The following is a 15,475-nucleotide window of genomic DNA, read 5'->3' as shown; positions in this document are numbered from 1 at the left end:
AGCCACTATGATCGTCACCGAACTTTCTGGCTATCTGCGGGAGAACGGACGGGCCGCCTTGCGGGATCTCTCGCACCGGTTCGACGCGAATCCGGAGGCATTGCGCGGAATGCTGGAGACGCTGGAACGCAAGGGCCGCGTCCGCAAGCTGCCCGCCAACACGCCGTGCGCCGGAGGCTGCTGCAGTTGCGATCCGGCCTCGATCGAGATCTATGAATGGGTCGGCTGATCCTACCCTCGGCACCGCCAGAGCGACCTGGCGAACGCCGAGGCAAGAACTGAGAAGACAGACAGCAGAGTCGATTCGGATCGGAATCGAAGGGCCGACCTAATCAGTCCTTGATTATTTACTAAAATAAAAGACACGGGGCCCGGATCCCATACTTCCGTGGGATCGGATTCGAGGTCCCAGTGGAGGTGCATCATGAAACGTCCACATGTCTTCCTTTCCGCATTGTTCGCGACCCTGCTGCTTGCGACTCCGGCACAGTCGCAAGCCTTCTTCGGGTTCTTCGGCGGCGGCTTCAGCTTCGGTTTCGGCGGTGGCTGGAGCGGCTGGGGCGGTCCGGGCTGGTGGGGCCCCGGATACTGGGGCGGACCAGGCTATTGGGGCGCTCCGGGTTACTGGGGTGGCCCGGGCTACTGGTATCGGCCCTATCGCCATTGGCACCGCTACCATCATTGGCTCGGATATCCTCGCTACTGGGACCATGCCTATCCGGCACTGCCCTACGTACCCTGGCAGCAGCCGGCCCAGCTGACTCCTGAAACCCCGACATCGGCCCAGGAGAAGTGATTCCCTGCCGATATCGGGTCGACGGATGAAACGAGGGATCCGTTTCCGACTCGAACGGCTCCATAAGGCCAGGGAAGGCCGCCTCACCACCTGCCGAACCGCGCTCCATCATCCATTCGACAGGCTTGGCCCCGTCGGACCTCCATGGAGTTTGGCAAGCCGGCCCGGAGCGGTTATCTTCCCCTGCTCATGGACACCCTCGTTCGCGTCACCGATCTCTCCAGACGATTCGGAAGCCAGCAGGCGCTCTCCGACGTGAATCTGTGTCTGGACAGGGGCGAGGTACTGGGCCTGCTGGGACCGAACGGCGCCGGAAAGACCACCTGTCTGCGGATCCTGTCCGGAATGCTCGCCCCCAGCCGGGGCCGCATCGAGATCCAGGGGATCGATCTCGCGCGCAAACCCTTGCAGGCGAAGCGCCATCTCGGCTATCTGCCCGAGCGTCCGCCGCTTCACCCAGAGTTGCGGGTAGACGAATATCTGACCTTCTGCGCCCGGATCCATCGCCTGCCCTCCCGCCGCATCCCCGAATCCGTGGCCGAGGCCAAGCGCCGCTGCGGTCTGGAGAACAGCGGACAGCGGCTGATCGCCAAGCTGTCGAAGGGCTTCCGTCAGCGGCTCGGGATCGCCCAGGCCATCCTGCACCGGCCCAAGCTCCTGATCCTGGACGAGCCGACGGAGGGCCTGGATCCCTTTCAGATGCGCGAGCTGCGCGCGCTTATCCGCAGTCTGGCCGAGGAATGCGGCGTGATCCTCTCGAGCCATCTGCTCGGCGAGGTCCAGGCCGTCTGCGATCGTGCGGTCATCATGCATCAGGGCCGCGTCCGGTTCGACGCCCGGCTCCAACCCTCGTCTCAGTGCAGCCAGTGGCGGATTCGCCTCACGCCCACCTCGGACGCCGGGGTGCTGGTCACCCTGCCGCACGTGCTGAGTTCCGAGGCGATCGGCGGAGACCGGTATCTGGTCGAGCTGGACGAACTTGGCACGGCCGCCGACCTGTCCCGTGGCATCGTCATGGCCGGTCTCGGGTTGCTCGAGCTGCTTCCCGAACACAGCGATCTGGAGCGCGTCTTCTTCGACCTGATCGGCGTGGAGGACAGGACATGATCGGCGCCATCGCCGGACGCGAGATCCGGAGCGGTCTGGTGACACCCCTGATCTGGGTTCTGCTCGGGGCCGGGCAGGTCGTGCTCGCCTGGATCTATCTGAAGGTCGTCGAGGATTTCAGCGGACTCTCGGCCGACGAGCGCGTGGGCAGCCTGACCCAAGAGCTGGCACTCAATCTGTTCGGATTCGCGGCCGTGATCGCCCTGCTGGCGGCCCCCCTGCTGGCGATGCGGTCTCTGAGCGCCGAATTGCGCGAGGGCAGCTTCGACCTGCTGGGCTCGGCACCCGTCCGTCTGGGCGAGGTGGTGATCGGCAAATTCCTGGGGCTGATCCTGCTCATCACGCCACTGTGTCTCCTGCCGGCCGCGAATCTGCTCATGCTGAGCGGCATCGCCGACCTGGATCCGGGTCATCTGGCCGCGGCGACGCTCGGGCTCTGGCTGGCCGCCGTCATGTTCTGCGCCATCGGTCTCTATGGATCCAGCCTCAGCTCCCAGCCTGGCGCATCGGTCCTGATCGGATTCGGTCTGCTCCTGCTGCTCTCGATCGTCGGCCGCGCCGATTCCATCGGAGACATGAGCCTCTCGCTGTTCGACTGGCTCTCCTGGAACGAGCATCTCCTCTGGTTCCTGCTCGGTGCGGTCCGCATGAGCGATCTGGGCTATTTCGTTCTCTTCACGCTCTTCTTCCTCGCGCTCACGCATCGCCGACTGATCAACCGTCGTCTGCAATGAAGCCCTTCCCGCAACAAGAATTCCCGCAACGTCTGTGGATCCGGCTGCAGCGGGTGGAGCGCGCCCTGGCCGACCTGACGTTCGTCCTGCTGCTGCTGGCGCTGGTGATCGGATCCGGATGGCTGATCGCACGCCACGATCGCTACTGGGACTGGACAAGCTCGGGAAGCAACAGCCTGACCGCCGAGAGCCTGGCGATTCTCGACCGTCTCGACGCCCCGCTGCGGATCACCGTCTTCTCGCCCGAGGATACGCCGCTCGGCGAGGCCATCGAGCGTCTGCTCGCCCCCTATCGTCAGAACCTCCCCGAGATGCAGGTCGACTACCTGGATCCGCAGCTGTTCCCGGAACGGGCGCGCGACGCGGACGTCACCCTGATCGGTCAGATCCTGCTCGAATACCAGGGACGCCGCGAGACGCTCAAGGAGGTGGGGGAGCGCTCCATCTCGGCCGCGATCGCTCGGCTGGCCGAAACCCGTTCGCCCTGGGTCGCCGTGATCGAGGGTCACGGCGAGCGCTCCATCCAGGGCGGGGGCACCACCGATCTGGGACGGCTCGGACAGGAGCTCCGGGATCAGGGCTTCCTCGCCCGCCCACTGGACCTGGCGACCATCCAGGAGGTCCCGCACAACACCCGCCTGCTCGTGCTCTCCATGCCCCAAATCCAGCTCTTTCCGGGCGAGATCGAGAGCCTGCTGCGCTATCTGGATCGCGGCGGCAACCTGCTGTGGCTGATGGATCCGGGCCCCATGCACGGACTCGACCCTCTGGCGGCTCAGCTGGGACTGTCCATCCTGCCGGGCGTCATCGTGGACGCCGCCGCCGCCAAGATGGGCGTGGAGACCCCAGCCGTCGCCGTCATCTCCGACTACCCCACCGACCCGCTCACAGAGGGGCTCAGCGCACCCGCGCTGCTGCCGGGCAGCTTGGGATTCGAGACCCGAATCGCCCCCGGCTGGGATCTCGCGACCTATCTCTCGACCGGCAGCCAGAGCTGGAACGAGACCGGCCGTCTGGAGGGCAAGATCGTCCGTGACGAGGTGGTGGGCGAGCAGGCTGGGCCGCTCGCCGTGGTCCTGGCGCTGACCCGCAATCTGCCCGACTCGGATCGCCAGCAGAGGGTGCTGGTCGTCGGCGACAGCGACTTCCTCAGCAATGCCCAGATCGGCAGTCACGGCAACCGCGAGCTGGGTCTGAGGTTCTTCCGCTGGCTGAGCGGCGAGGAGCCGCCGCTCGCATTGCCCCCTCCGCCCCAGGCGGCCGAGGCGCTGGAGCTGAGCTCGACTCAACGCATGCTGATCGGCGTCGGGGTGCTGCTGCTCCTGCCCGGACTCTTCGTGACCAGCGGATTCGCGATACGCTGGTATCGCTGGAGGGGACGATGAAGGGACGCTGGCTGATCAATCTGCTCCTGGCCGTGGCGGTGATGGTTGTGGGTATCCGCATGCAGCAGGAGCTGGCCCAAACGGATTCAGGATCGAGGCTGACCGATCTCAGCGCCGCCAATCTGCAGCTGATCGAGATCGCCCGCGACGGCGAGCCGCTCATCCGGCTCGGTCGCAGCGGATATGGCTGGCGACTCGAAGAGCCCATGCAGGTCGATGCCGAGCCCGCTCAGGTCGAGAGGCTGCTCGGAATCCTGGCGACGCCCGTCCATCGCAGCGTCCCCGAAGAGGCCGCCGCGATCGACGAGATCGGCCTCACCACGACCCGGCTCCGTCTGAGGCTGGATACGCTCGAACTCGTCTTCGGTGGAATCGATCCGATCACCCAGGATCGCTACGTCTCCGCGGAAGGGGTGGTGCACCTGATCGACGATCGCTTCTATCCGTCCCTGATCGCCCCGCCCGTCCTCTATGTCTCGCGGCACCTGCTGCCGCGCGGTTTCGAGCCGGTGTTCGGACGCATCGGCGGCACGCCGCTCGCTTCCAAGGTATTGAAGGATCTTGAATCGGTCGTCGCCGAGCGCGTGGAGCCGCTCTCGGGCGCATTCGATGGCGTCGGTGTCGAGCTCGAGGTCTCCGAGGACGATATCCTGGCCTTTCGGGTCTCCCCGGACCGGAAACTCTGGGCTCGACCGGATCAGCGCCTGCTCTATGTGCTGGCGACCGCCCCCGATCTGGTCGAGAATCCGGCCGCGATCGATCCGACCCCGGACGCCCGGCAAGCCGTCGCGGATATACCCGCCGACCCCATCGATCCGGAGGAGGTGTTCGCACCCATCATGGAGAAGCCGACGCCTCCCTTGTCGCTGTCCGAGGGTCTCTACGCCCCGTCCAAGGATCCGGATACCATCCTTCCCGGAGACGTTCAGCTCGGCAAGCCACCCGAGGTTCGCCTGACGCCGGATGGAGAGATGCCGGCTGTCGCCAGACCGCGTCCCAGGCCACGCACCATGACCAATCCGGGAACGGCCGAGGATTACGGTCTCGGTCAGGATCCGTTCGCCCCGGATCCGGAGATGGACATCACGACCGATCCGGACAGATTGGATCGATAAGTCCGCCGATGCCGGAGCTGCCCGAGGTCGAGACCACCCTGAGGGGGATTCGCCCGCATCTGGAGGGACGCCGCATCGCACGACTCCTGGTCCGCGAACCGCGACTGCGCCTGCCCATCCCTTCCGACATGCCGGCTCGGGTCGACGGCCAGCCGATCCTCGGACTCTCACGCCGCAGTAAATATCTATTGATTCACTTGGAGCGGGGCACACTGCTGGTCCATCTCGGGATGTCCGGCAGTCTCAGGGTCGTCCCCGTATCCAGTCCGCCGAGGAAGCACGACCATCTTGACCTGATCCTGAACGATGGACGCTGTCTGCGTTTTCACGATCCCAGACGCTTCGGCATCTTTATCTGGGAGCCGCAATCGGCCGACAGACTGGAGTCGCAGCACCCGCTGCTCAAAGACCTGGGACCCGAGCCGCTGGGCGACGGATTCGACGGGGATCATCTCTACGCACTGAGCCGCAGACGACGTATCGCGGTGAAGTCCTTCATCATGGACGCCTCCGTGGTGGTGGGCGTGGGTAACATCTATGCCAACGAGTCGTTGTTCCTTGCCGGCATCCATCCCTCACGAGCCTGCAACCGGATCGGCCTGGAGCGCTATCGGCGGCTTGCCGCGACGATTCGCTCGCTGCTGCAGGACTCGATTCGTCAAGGCGGAACCACATTGAGGGACTTCGTCCGCGAGGACGGACAACCCGGCTACTTCGCCCAATCGCTCCGGGTCTATGGACGCGCCGGCGAACCCTGCAAGGTCTGCGGAACGCCGGTCGGGCAGATCCGTATCGGACAGAGATCGACCTTCTACTGTCGAACGTGCCAGCATTGAGCTCGGACGTGAAGGCGTTTCAGAGCATAACCATCCAACCCGGAGTCGACGAATGAGTCCATGGTGGAACGAGTACGCGGGCGACATCATCTGGGTCGGCGTCGGGCTGACCGTTCTGATCGCCTACCAGATCGCGCTCGCCTGGTGCGTCCGCCGCAATCCGCGCTGCACCATCCAGAGCGTCAACCGCCAGGCCCGCACCCTCTGGGTCCAGCACATCATGGAAGAACCCAGTCTGCGAATCCTCGCGGTACAGACGCTGCGCAACTCCACCATGGCCGCGACCTTCTTCGCCTCGACCGCCGTCATCCTGGTGATAGGCGTCCTGAACCTCAGCAGCGAGGCCGACAAGCTCGCCGAGAGTTGGCATACCCTGAACGGGATCGGCTCGCATCACCCGGGTCTGCGGGCCGCGAAATTCATGGTGCTGCTCGCCGATTTCCTGGTCGCCTTCTTCAGCTTCGCCATGTCGGTGCGGCTCTACAATCACGTGGGCTTCCAGATCTCGCTTCCGCCGTCGTCGCGTCCACCCGGAGTCTCTCCCGAGCATGTCGCCAAGCATCTCAATCGCGCGGGTGCCTTCTACAGCGTCGGGATGCGAAGCTACTATCTCGCCGTCCCGCTGGTCTTCTGGCTGTTCGGTCCGCACCTGATGGCCGTTGCCAGCCTGGTGCTGGTCGCCGCGCTCTATTTCATCGATCGCATCGCCCCGGATGCTGCCGAGGATTGAGCGGCGATCCCGATGTTGTTGAACCGCAAAGGCGCAAAGGACACGAAGATCGATATTCCATCAGGCTCTTCGGGTGCCTCGCGGTTCGGCGGTGGATTCAGGCTTGCTGGGACAGGTTGGAGAACTGGCGGCAGTTGTCGATCAGATCGCGTCCGTTGGCGTGCAGGTCACCGCCGATGAGCAGGATCACGTCGGGGCCGTAGAAATCGCACATCTCGGCGACCCGATCCAGGCGCATGCCGCCCGCGGGAACGGGGAAGATGGGCCTGATGGACCCCATGGGGCGGACCGTACCCTCGACCAGATCCAGACAGGCCTCCCTGGTGAAGGAGAAGCGCCCGCCCCAGTTGGGAAAGATGGTCGCATCGGCACCGGCCATTCGATTGAGCTGCCCGAAGAGGGCGCCATGCGACACTCCAGAATCGGGATGGATGCAGTGACCGCCCTGGAAGGCCGGGTGACTGAGAATGGGCAGATCGAGCCGATCGTCGGCGGCCAGTGCCCGCACGGCATCGAGTCCGGCGAGTCCAGGGCAGAAGAGCAGCCCGCCCGCGCCGGCCTCCTTGGCGAAATGGGCGCGCCGCCCGATCTCGCCGGCCGGGGCGGTGACGTTGGGCAGATAGAGGGCATTCCCGCCGGTCTCGCGGTTGGCCCGAGACACGGCCTCCGAGCAGAGTGCCACGCGTTCGTCGAATGGGCAGAAGACCTGATCGGCGAGGCCGTGATCGTCCTTGATGAGATGGATGCCGCCCAGGGCCAGCCGATGGGCGAGATCCGCCAATTCATGGGGTCCGAGACCCATAGGTTTGATGGCGGTACAGAGCAGGGGCCGATCCGTCACGCCCACCAGTGTCCGCAACCCATCGCGGCCGAATCTGGGTCCCGGATAGAGATCGGCCAAGGCATCCGGAACCTCGAATCGAACCAGTCTCACCCCGGGCTTCAGACTGATATTGCCGAAGAGCAGATTGACGAACTGCGTCAGCTCGGATCCGGCCGCCTCGACCGGATAGGCGATCCTCGCCTCGAAACGTCCGGCATCCAGTGCCTCGATCGCGAGGATGCGTCCGACGATCTGCTCCCGGATCTCTGGATTCGGGATCGCGGACTCGGGGAATTCGACGGTCTGCTCGATACAGATATCGCGAGCCCGCGTCTCGACCTCGGTGCCCGGACAGGCCAGATGGTAGACGACCTCAAAACGCGCCCGGCTGAGATCCAGGGAGGCGCCGGAAACGCTCGAACCGGACGGCATCAGAGGTCCTCGGTCTTGTCGATTCGGCTCATGGTCTCCAGCCGCACTCGACTCAGAGCCTCTTCGGTGAGATCGAACTGCGTGCTGGTCAGATCCTCGGCGGCCCGCACCAGCGCCATGGCATCGAGTCCGTACTCGCGCATCAGATAACGACGGCTCGCTCCGTGCGCATAGGTGTCGCGCAGACCGATCCGGATCAGACGCCCGCCCAGCCCCTTCTCCGCCATGAGCTCAGCGACCACGGATCCGAGCCCGCCGATGATGCCGTGGTTCTCCATGGTGACGACACCGAGACGCGCACCGGCGATGGCCGCCTCGATCGCCGGATCCTCGAAGGGCTTGAGCGTGGAGACGTGCAGATGCGCGATCGAGAGCCCCTGGCCACGCAGCGCCTGGATCGCGCGCATCGCCTCCTCGGTACAGATGCCGCTCGAGAGCACCGTCAGATCCCTGCCTTCGCCCAGCACGCGCGCCCGGCCCAAGACCATGGGCTCGCCGGCATCGAACAGACGCGGGACCTCGCCGCGCAGCATGCGGACATAGACGGGACCATTCACCGCCTGGGCGACGTCGAGCACGGACTCGACATCGGTCGCGTCGCCGCATTCGAGGACGCTCATGTTCGGCAGGATCCGCATCAGGGCGACGTCGTCGATCGCCTGATGGGTCACCCCGCCAGCGGTGGTGATCCCGGGCAGGAATCCGATCAGCCGTACCGGAAGATTGGGATAGGCGATCGACATAGCGACCTGGTCGAAGGGACGCCGGGTGACGAAGACGGCGAAGGTATGGATGAAGGGAAAGAGACCCTCGCGCGCCAGACCGGCGGCGAAGCCCATCATGTTCTGCTCCGCCATCCCCATGGAGAAGAAGCGCTCGGGATAGGCGTCGCGAAAGCCGTCGGCCTCGCAGGAGGCGGTGAGATCGGCCGACAGCACCAATACCTCGGGGCGAGACTGGGCCCAACGCACCAGGTTTTCGCGGTGGGGACGCTGTACCGTTTCCATCAGCGAATACCCTCGCGCATCTGGTTCAAGAGTGTCCGATAGGTCTCGAACTCCGTCTCAGACTTGAAGCGGACATAGTGGAGTTTGGGTGCACGTTCGCGGAGCCGTTCGATCCCCCGACAGGGATCGGTCCGTGCAATCACCACCAGCGGCCGGTCGCGCTCCGCCATCGACTCGGCGGGCGCGGCGAGGGCATCCGGATCATGCCCGTCCACCTCGTGCACCTCGGCGCCGAAGGCGCGGAGCCGGTCGCCGAGCGGCTCGATGCACATCACCGAGTCCATGGGGCCGTCGCACTGCTGGGCGTTGGCGTCGACATAGACCCCGATGTTGCCGAGTCCGTGATAGGCGAGGGCGGCGAAGGCCTCCCAGGTCTGTCCCTCCTGGAATTCGCCGTCCGACATGAAGACCCAGACGCGCCCCGAATCCCCCCGAAGCCGCCGCGCCAAGGCGATCCCGCCGGCCTGGCTGATCGCCTGCCCCAGGGATCCGGCCGTGACCTCGTGACCCGGCGAATGCTCGGCGCCGATCAGGTCGACCGTGCTTCCGTCCCGATTGAAGGCGTCGAGCGCATTCGGGTCCAGCCGGCCGAGCTCGATCAGAAGCGAATAGAGCACCAGGGCATAGTGGACCGGGGAGAAGATGAACCGATCGAAATCAGGCCCTTTCGGTCCGTTGTATCCGGCCCCCGTGAAGGCATCCGGATTGTCCGCGCCCGGGACGCCCGCAAAGGGTTTAGGGATCGAGGAGGCATCGCTCGGACCCAGCCGCATGACCCTCAGATAGAGGGTCGCCAGGATCTCGGCGGAGGAACAGGCCTGACTGAGATAGCCGCCGTTGTTGGTCAGCGTATGTTCGAGCACCCGACGACGCACGGCATCGGCGACCGAGCGGATCGAATCGACAGTAGGTCGCTCGGACGATTGGGAATGGATTCGTGCCATGAATCGGTTCTCCGGACCGGAGGCTGAGGGATCTCTCCGACGCACATCACGGCACCGGGTGATCCGAAAAACGGACGAACCGGGATTTATACACCCAAGAGTTGAAGAAGAGATGACGGTGCTGGAGTCCCGCCGGAGCGCGAGACCTGACGCGATCCAATCACTTGCCGATACAGAAACTGGAGAAGATCCGTCCCAACAGATCCTCCGATGTCACCTCTCCGGTGATCTCGCCGAAGGCCGTTTGGGCGAGCAAGAGTTCCTCGGCGACCAGTTCGGGACCGAGTCGTCCCGCGAGATGTCGCTGGGCCTCGAGCAGTCGCTGGAGACCTCGATTCAAGGCGTCCAGATGGCGGCGGCGCGCGATGAAGACGCCCTCGTTTCCGAAGTCCAGACCCGCACGGACTTTGAGATGGGTCCGCAGCAGTTCCAGCCCCTGTCCAGTGGCGACGGAGAGCGAGATCTCGGTTCTGGATTCACTCTGCTCGATCCGAGGGGACGCGTCGATCAGGTCGATCTTGTTGCGGATCCGCACGACAGGAATCCCAGAGGGCAGCGCCTCGGTAAGGCTCGCGTCCGGTCCCTTTTGGGCATCGTAGACCAGGAGCACCAGATCCGCGTCGTCGAGCTGTCTGCGGGCGCGCCGCACGCCCTCGCGCTCGACCGGATCCTCGGTTTCGCGCAGTCCGGCCGTATCCACGACCCGAATCGGCAATCCGTCGATCTGGATGTCCTGACGCAGGACGTCGCGCGTGGTCCCGGGAATCGGGGTGACGATGGCGGCATCCGTATCGGAGAGCGCGTTGAGCAGGCTCGACTTGCCGACGTTCGGCGCACCGGCGATCACCACGACCAGACCTTCGCGCAGAACCTGGCCGCGATGGGCCTCGTCCAGGACCTGACGGGTCATGACGATGGCCCGGTCCAGATCCTCGGCGACGGACGAGTCGGCCAGAAAATCGATCTCCTCCTCGGGAAAGTCGAGCGCGGCCTCGATGAAGACCCGCAGTCGGACGAGTTCCTCGACCAGCGACTGGATGCGGCGCGAGAAGTCGCCCTGCAGGGTCCGTCCGGCGAGACGCACGCCGAGGGCGGTCGAGCTTTCGATCAGATCGGCGACGGCCTCGGCCTGAACCAGGTCGAGCTTGCCGTTGAGGAAGGCCCGTTCGGTGAATTCGCCCGGCCGGGCCAGTCGCGCGCCCAGAGCCAGACAGCGCTCGAGCAGAAGATCCATGACGACCGGACCGCCGTGCCCCTGGAGTTCGAGCACGTCCTCGCCGGTGAAGGATCCGGGACATGGAAAATAGAGGGCGATGCCTTCGTCGATGAAGCCGTTCTCGGCATCGCGGAAGAGGCGATAGGTTGCCGTGCGAGGGGAGGGGAGCGCGCCCGTGACGGCCCGGGCGATCTCCGGAGCCAAGGGCCCGCTGACGCGGACGATGCCGACGCCCCCGAGTCCCGGGGGCGTGGCGACGGCCGCGATGGTCTCTATGTCCGCCATGGCTGGCGAAGGAGAAGCGGCACGCTCAGCGGCGCTTCTTGGCGGATTCCTTCTCGATGGTGCGGGTGATGTGCCATTGCTGGGCGATCGACAGCAGGTTGTTGACCGTCCAGTAGAGCACCAGGCCCGACGGGAAGAAGGCGAAGAAGACCGTGAAGACGAACGGCAGGCTCATCATGATCTTCTCTTGCATCGGATCCGGCGGAGGCGGATTCAGCTTCTGCTGGACGAACATGGAGACGCCCATGATCAGGGGCAGAATGTAATAGGGATCCGGTGCCGACAGGTTGTCCAGCCAGAGCATGAAGGGCGCCTGACGCATCTCGACGCTGTCGAGCAGCACCCAGTAGAGCGAAATGAAGACCGGGATCTGGACCAGGATCGGCAGACAGCCGCCGAGCGGATTGATCTTCTCGGTCTTGTACATCTCCATCATCGCCTGGTTCAGACGCTGCTTGTCGTCGCCGTAGCGATCCTTGAGCGCCTGCAGCCGCGGCGTCAGCTGACGCATGTTGGCCATCGAGCGATAGCTGGTCTCGGACAGCTTGTAGAAGGCCAGCTTGATGAGGATGGTGAGGATGATGATGGTCCAGCCCCAGTTGCCGACCAGGGCGTGGATCCAGGTCATGACCCAGAAGATGGGCTGAGCGATGACGGTCAGCCAGCCGTAGTCGACCGCCAGGTCCAGTCCGGGGGCGATGGTCGCGAGCTGATCCTGGAGCTTGGGACCGATGAAGAGACGATCCTCGAAGGTATGGCTCGCTCCTGCTGGAACGCTCACCGCGGGCGAATACTGACCGATGATGTAGCGCGAGTTGTTGAGCGTATTGGTGTAGAAGGTCTGCTGCACACCCTGGGGAGGGATCCAGGCGGCCATGAAATAGTGTTGGATCATGGCGATCCAGCCGTCGGAGACCGACTTGTCCAGCGGCGACTCGGTCATGTCGTCGAAGGAAACCTTCTTGTACTTGTCCTCGGGGCTGTAATAGACACCGCCCGTATAGGTGTGGACGAAGCGCGGCTCGTTCGGATCGTTCAGAGGCGTGCGCTGCAACTGGGTGTATTCGCGTGCGGCGATCGCCTTGTCGGAACCGTTCGACAGGGTCTGGGTGGCATGGATGAGATAGCTGCCGCGGGAGAAACGGTAGGTCTTGGTGACCTCCAGTCCGGCCTCGTTCTTCCAGGTCAGCACCACATCGAGCTGATTCGCGCTGGACTCCATCCGATAGCTGGGCTGGGCAGTCTGGAACAGACTCTCGTGGGTCGGCAGCCCGGCCGATTTGTCGCCGAGCAGACCGGATTGGCTGATCAGCATGTTCGGCGGAACCGGCTTGAAAAGACGGTATTTGTCCTCAGGCTTCTCGGGTACGACCGAATAGTCCAACAGCCAGACACTGGCGATGGTGCCGCCTCGCGGCGAGATCTCGACCTTGAGCACGTCCGTCTCGACCAGAATCGGACGCTCCGCCGAGCCGGTCGCGGTCATCGCTGGGGCGGCACCCGGCACCTCGGCATTGGTGATGGGAGCAGCGTCGGGCAAATCCGCGGGAGTCGAAACGGAGGGGGAGGGAGCCGCGGATGACTGGATCTGCTCCGTCTGCGCCACCGGCTGGGCAACCTGGCCGTAATCCTGCTGCCAGGCCTCGAATATCAAGAAGAGCACTGCAGCGAGTGCGAGGAATAGGATCAAGCGCTGGTTATCCATGAATCTTGGTCTGCCTTTCTTGGGGAACTGGGTCGATGCCGCCCGGATGCCAGGGATGGCAGCGGGATAGGCGACGAAGAGCCAAGTAGGTGCCGTAAACCACACCATGACGCTCGATGGCTTCGACGGCGTAGTGGGAGCACGTAGGATAGAAGCGGCAATGGGGGCCGAGAAGCGGACTGATCAGGTACTGGTAGATCCTGATCAGTCCGATCAAGATGCGGCGCATGCTGTATTCCTAATACTGGCCCAAGCCTGCTCTAAAGCCTGAAAGAGCCGCCGATTCGGATGCGACGTAGCGCCATGCGAGCAAAGTACGACGATGTCGACCCCTGGAAGCCGTTCGCGATGGATCCGGAAACTCTCGCGAACGATACGTTTGAGCCGATTTCTGTCGACGGCGCGCCGGGCACACTTCTTGGAGATGGCCAGACCAAGTCGGGGTTGCTCGAGCTCGTTGTAGCGATAGAGCACCACGAAACCGGATTTTCCTGTCCGTTTCGGCTCGGCGAACACTCGCCGGAACTGGGTCGCGTTCGTTAATCGTCGGCCGCGCGGGTGGCTGCGGTCGGGTCGACCGGACGTAGGCTCGCTCAGGGGATCAGACGAAGCCGGCCCTTGGAACGACGAGCGGCGAGGACTTTGCGCCCATTACGGGTCGCGCTACGCGCCCGGAACCCGTGAGTACGAGCCCGCTTCAGGCGGCTGGGTTGAAAAGTGCGCTTCATGAAGGGTACTCCAGAGAGACGTTGGTTTGGGGCGAAGAAACCCCGCCATAAAAGGGCGGAAAATATATGCAATTTATCGGCGCCCGTCAATCAATTAGATAGGTCCGAATCCGCGAAGGTTGTGGATAAGTCTGTGCTGGAACGCTAGACTGCCTGTCCATGTCTGTCGCGCCCGGTGCCGCGACCTGACGCATCACTATCAAGAAATCGACCGTTGTCGGGAGTCGCTGTGGGTCTGTGGGATCAGTGTGTCAAGCAATTGAAGGGCGAATTGACGTCTGCCGAATTCAATACCTGGATTCTGCCGCTTCAGGCCCGAGTGGATGGCCGCCTGATGCGCTTGCTTGCACCCAACCGCTTCGTTCTCGACTGGACGCAGAAGCATTACGAACGGCGATTGCTGGATCTCTGTGCCGAGTTCAGCGAAGGCGCGATCGCTCAGATCGTCTTCGAGGTCGGCGGACTCGACAAAGAAGCCCCCATCATCCCCGGATACAGCCGCTTCGAGACTCCGCCTCCGGCGCCCGATCTCGACGAACGGCGTTCCAGCGCCAATCTCAATGCGGATTTCACCTTCGACACCTTCGTCGAGGGCAAATCGAACCAGATCGCCCGCGCCGCCTCCATGCAGATCGCGCAGAATCCTGGAACGGCCTACAACCCGCTGTTCGTCTACGGCGGTGTCGGCCTGGGCAAGACCCATCTGATGCATGCGCTCGGCAACGTCATCCTGGCCTCCAACCCGAATGCCAGAGTGGTCTATCTGCATTCCGAACGATTCGTCGCCGAGATGATCAAGGCGCTGCAGCACAACCGTATCGAGGAATTCAAGAAGACCTACCGCTCGGTCAACGCCCTGCTGATCGACGACGTGCAGTTCTTCGCCGGCAAGGAACGGTCTCAGGAGGAATTCTTCCACACCTTCAACGCGCTCTTCGAGTCGCGCCAGCAGATCGTACTCTCCAGCGACCGCTTTCCGAAGGAGGTCGTGGGCCTGGAGGAACGGCTCAAGTCCCGATTCGGTTGGGGGCTGACCGTCTCCATCGATCCCCCGGATCTCGAGACCAGCGTCGCCATTCTGCACTGCAAGGCCAGTCAGCTGGGCGTCGAGCTTCCGGAGGACGTCGCCTTCTTCGTCGGCAAGCGCATCCGCTCCAACATCCGCGAACTGGAGGGCGCGCTCAGGCGTCTGGTGGCCAACTCTCAGTTCACCGGCAAGCCCATTACCATGGAGTTCGCGAAGCACGCCTTGAAGGACGTGCTCGCCGCCCAGGACAAGCAGGTCAGCATCGAGAACATCCAGAAGACGGTCGCGGAGTACTTCAAGCTGCGCACCTCGGATCTGCTCTCGGCGAAGCGCAGCCGGTCTCTGGCACGCCCGCGTCAGATCGCGATGGCCTTGTCCAAGGAACTCACGAAGCATAGTCTGCCCGAGATCGGCAACGCCTTCGGTGGTCGAGACCATACCACCGTTCTGCACGCCACCCGCAAGATCAAGAGCCTGCGAGAGAGCGACGCGGCGGTCGAGGAAGACTATAAAAACCTGTTGAGAATACTGAACTCCTAGCTGTGGACAAGCTGTTCATGGATTCGGTCGGTCGCCGGGAGGTCGATTTGTCCACAGCTTCGACA

17 protein-coding genes are annotated in these 15,475 nt (G+C 63.9%); 9 read left to right on the top strand and 8 right to left on the bottom strand.

Annotation, left to right across the window (positions count from 1 at the left end):
* Positions 1–7 precede the first annotated feature (7 nt).
* From D779_RS00920 to D779_RS00885, 8 genes are all read left to right on the top strand, one after another.
* Positions 8–229, top strand: coding sequence for a FeoC-like transcriptional regulator (locus D779_RS00920; protein ID WP_043748020.1), 222 nt, complete (start codon positions 8–10; stop codon positions 227–229).
* A gap of 195 nt (positions 230–424) precedes the next feature.
* Positions 425–796 (top strand): hypothetical protein, encoded by a 372-nt coding sequence (locus tag D779_RS22570; RefSeq protein ID WP_198295643.1) that lies wholly within the window; start codon positions 425–427, stop codon positions 794–796.
* A 144-nt stretch (positions 797–940) separates the two neighbouring features.
* Entirely contained in the window at positions 941–1,903 is a 963-nt protein-coding gene (locus D779_RS00910; RefSeq protein ID WP_232424033.1) for an ABC transporter ATP-binding protein, read from the top strand.
* Positions 1,900–2,637, top strand: coding sequence for an ABC transporter permease (locus tag D779_RS00905; protein ID WP_043748017.1), 738 nt, complete (start codon positions 1,900–1,902; stop codon positions 2,635–2,637). The genes D779_RS00910 and D779_RS00905 overlap by 4 nt, the downstream gene beginning before the upstream one ends.
* A complete protein-coding gene (locus D779_RS00900; protein WP_052347637.1) occupies positions 2,634–4,022 on the top strand; it encodes a GldG family protein in 1,389 nt (462 codons plus the stop codon). Before D779_RS00905 ends, D779_RS00900 begins: the two co-directional genes overlap by 4 nt.
* A complete protein-coding gene (locus tag D779_RS00895; RefSeq protein WP_043748015.1) occupies positions 4,019–5,137 on the top strand; it encodes a hypothetical protein in 1,119 nt (372 codons plus the stop codon). The genes D779_RS00900 and D779_RS00895 overlap by 4 nt, the downstream gene beginning before the upstream one ends.
* Before the next feature lie 8 nt (positions 5,138–5,145).
* On the top strand, positions 5,146–5,973 hold the full coding sequence (mutM, locus tag D779_RS00890) for a bifunctional DNA-formamidopyrimidine glycosylase/DNA-(apurinic or apyrimidinic site) lyase (RefSeq protein WP_043748013.1): 828 nt from the start codon (positions 5,146–5,148) through the stop codon (positions 5,971–5,973).
* Between the two features lie 52 nt (positions 5,974–6,025).
* Positions 6,026–6,703, top strand: coding sequence for a DUF599 domain-containing protein (locus D779_RS00885; RefSeq protein ID WP_043748010.1), 678 nt, complete (start codon positions 6,026–6,028; stop codon positions 6,701–6,703).
* Positions 6,704–6,800: 97 nt separating this feature from the next.
* Here D779_RS00885 and D779_RS00880 read toward each other — a convergent pair whose 3' ends face one another.
* From D779_RS00880 to rpmH, 8 genes are all read right to left on the bottom strand, one after another.
* On the bottom strand, positions 6,801–7,958 hold the full coding sequence (locus D779_RS00880; protein ID WP_043748008.1) for a RuBisCO large subunit C-terminal-like domain-containing protein: 1,158 nt from the start codon (positions 7,956–7,958) through the stop codon (positions 6,801–6,803).
* Complete coding sequence (locus D779_RS00875; RefSeq protein ID WP_043748005.1) at positions 7,958–8,965, bottom strand: transketolase family protein; 1,008 nt, start codon at positions 8,963–8,965, stop codon at positions 7,958–7,960. Before D779_RS00875 ends, D779_RS00880 begins: the two co-directional genes overlap by 1 nt.
* Positions 8,965–9,909 (bottom strand): transketolase, encoded by a 945-nt coding sequence (locus D779_RS00870; protein WP_043748002.1) that lies wholly within the window; start codon positions 9,907–9,909, stop codon positions 8,965–8,967. Before D779_RS00870 ends, D779_RS00875 begins: the two co-directional genes overlap by 1 nt.
* A 160-nt stretch (positions 9,910–10,069) precedes the next feature.
* Positions 10,070–11,410, bottom strand: coding sequence for a tRNA uridine-5-carboxymethylaminomethyl(34) synthesis GTPase MnmE (gene mnmE, locus D779_RS00865; protein ID WP_043747999.1), 1,341 nt, complete (start codon positions 11,408–11,410; stop codon positions 10,070–10,072).
* A 25-nt stretch (positions 11,411–11,435) separates the two neighbouring features.
* Entirely contained in the window at positions 11,436–13,115 is a 1,680-nt protein-coding gene (gene yidC, locus D779_RS00860; protein ID WP_043747996.1) for a membrane protein insertase YidC, read from the bottom strand.
* Positions 13,108–13,344, bottom strand: coding sequence for a membrane protein insertion efficiency factor YidD (gene yidD / locus D779_RS21430; RefSeq protein ID WP_081763255.1), 237 nt, complete (start codon positions 13,342–13,344; stop codon positions 13,108–13,110). The genes yidC and yidD overlap by 8 nt, the downstream gene beginning before the upstream one ends.
* Positions 13,329–13,631 (bottom strand): ribonuclease P protein component, encoded by a 303-nt coding sequence (gene rnpA / locus D779_RS21425; protein ID WP_232424032.1) that lies wholly within the window; start codon positions 13,629–13,631, stop codon positions 13,329–13,331. The genes yidD and rnpA overlap by 16 nt, the downstream gene beginning before the upstream one ends.
* A gap of 77 nt (positions 13,632–13,708) precedes the next feature.
* Positions 13,709–13,843 (bottom strand): 50S ribosomal protein L34, encoded by a 135-nt coding sequence (gene rpmH / locus D779_RS21420; RefSeq protein WP_081763260.1) that lies wholly within the window; start codon positions 13,841–13,843, stop codon positions 13,709–13,711.
* Positions 13,844–14,072: 229 nt separating this feature from the next.
* Between rpmH and dnaA the strand changes: the two genes are divergently transcribed.
* Positions 14,073–15,410, top strand: coding sequence for a chromosomal replication initiator protein DnaA (gene dnaA / locus D779_RS00850; RefSeq protein WP_043747991.1), 1,338 nt, complete (start codon positions 14,073–14,075; stop codon positions 15,408–15,410).
* Positions 15,411–15,475 lie beyond the last annotated feature (65 nt).

It is taken from the genome of Imhoffiella purpurea (assembly GCF_000585215.1).
GTDB lineage: Bacteria > Pseudomonadota > Gammaproteobacteria > Chromatiales > Chromatiaceae > Imhoffiella > Imhoffiella purpurea.
The sequence above is the reverse complement of the archived record's forward strand: the minus strand, read 5'-3'. Positions and strand labels throughout refer to the sequence as shown.

Coding starts and splice junctions, on each gene's coding strand:
- D779_RS00885 (WP_043748010.1), top strand. CDS start 6,026: ATGAGTCCATGGTGGAACGAGTACGCGGGCGACATCATCTGGGTCGGC.
- D779_RS00880 (WP_043748008.1), bottom strand. CDS start 7,958: ATGCCGTCCGGTTCGAGCGTTTCCGGCGCCTCCCTGGATCTCAGCCGG.
- D779_RS00900 (WP_052347637.1), top strand. CDS start 2,634: ATGAAGCCCTTCCCGCAACAAGAATTCCCGCAACGTCTGTGGATCCGG.
- rpmH (WP_081763260.1), bottom strand. CDS start 13,843: ATGAAGCGCACTTTTCAACCCAGCCGCCTGAAGCGGGCTCGTACTCAC.
- D779_RS00870 (WP_043748002.1), bottom strand. CDS start 9,909: ATGGCACGAATCCATTCCCAATCGTCCGAGCGACCTACTGTCGATTCG.
- D779_RS00875 (WP_043748005.1), bottom strand. CDS start 8,965: ATGGAAACGGTACAGCGTCCCCACCGCGAAAACCTGGTGCGTTGGGCC.
- yidC (WP_043747996.1), bottom strand. CDS start 13,115: ATGGATAACCAGCGCTTGATCCTATTCCTCGCACTCGCTGCAGTGCTC.
- D779_RS00920 (WP_043748020.1), top strand. CDS start 8: ATGATCGTCACCGAACTTTCTGGCTATCTGCGGGAGAACGGACGGGCC.
- D779_RS22570 (WP_198295643.1), top strand. CDS start 425: ATGAAACGTCCACATGTCTTCCTTTCCGCATTGTTCGCGACCCTGCTG.
- D779_RS00910 (WP_232424033.1), top strand. CDS start 941: ATGGAGTTTGGCAAGCCGGCCCGGAGCGGTTATCTTCCCCTGCTCATG.
- D779_RS00895 (WP_043748015.1), top strand. CDS start 4,019: ATGAAGGGACGCTGGCTGATCAATCTGCTCCTGGCCGTGGCGGTGATG.
- mnmE (WP_043747999.1), bottom strand. CDS start 11,410: ATGGCGGACATAGAGACCATCGCGGCCGTCGCCACGCCCCCGGGACTC.
- mutM (WP_043748013.1), top strand. CDS start 5,146: ATGCCGGAGCTGCCCGAGGTCGAGACCACCCTGAGGGGGATTCGCCCG.
- D779_RS00905 (WP_043748017.1), top strand. CDS start 1,900: ATGATCGGCGCCATCGCCGGACGCGAGATCCGGAGCGGTCTGGTGACA.
- yidD (WP_081763255.1), bottom strand. CDS start 13,344: ATGCGCCGCATCTTGATCGGACTGATCAGGATCTACCAGTACCTGATC.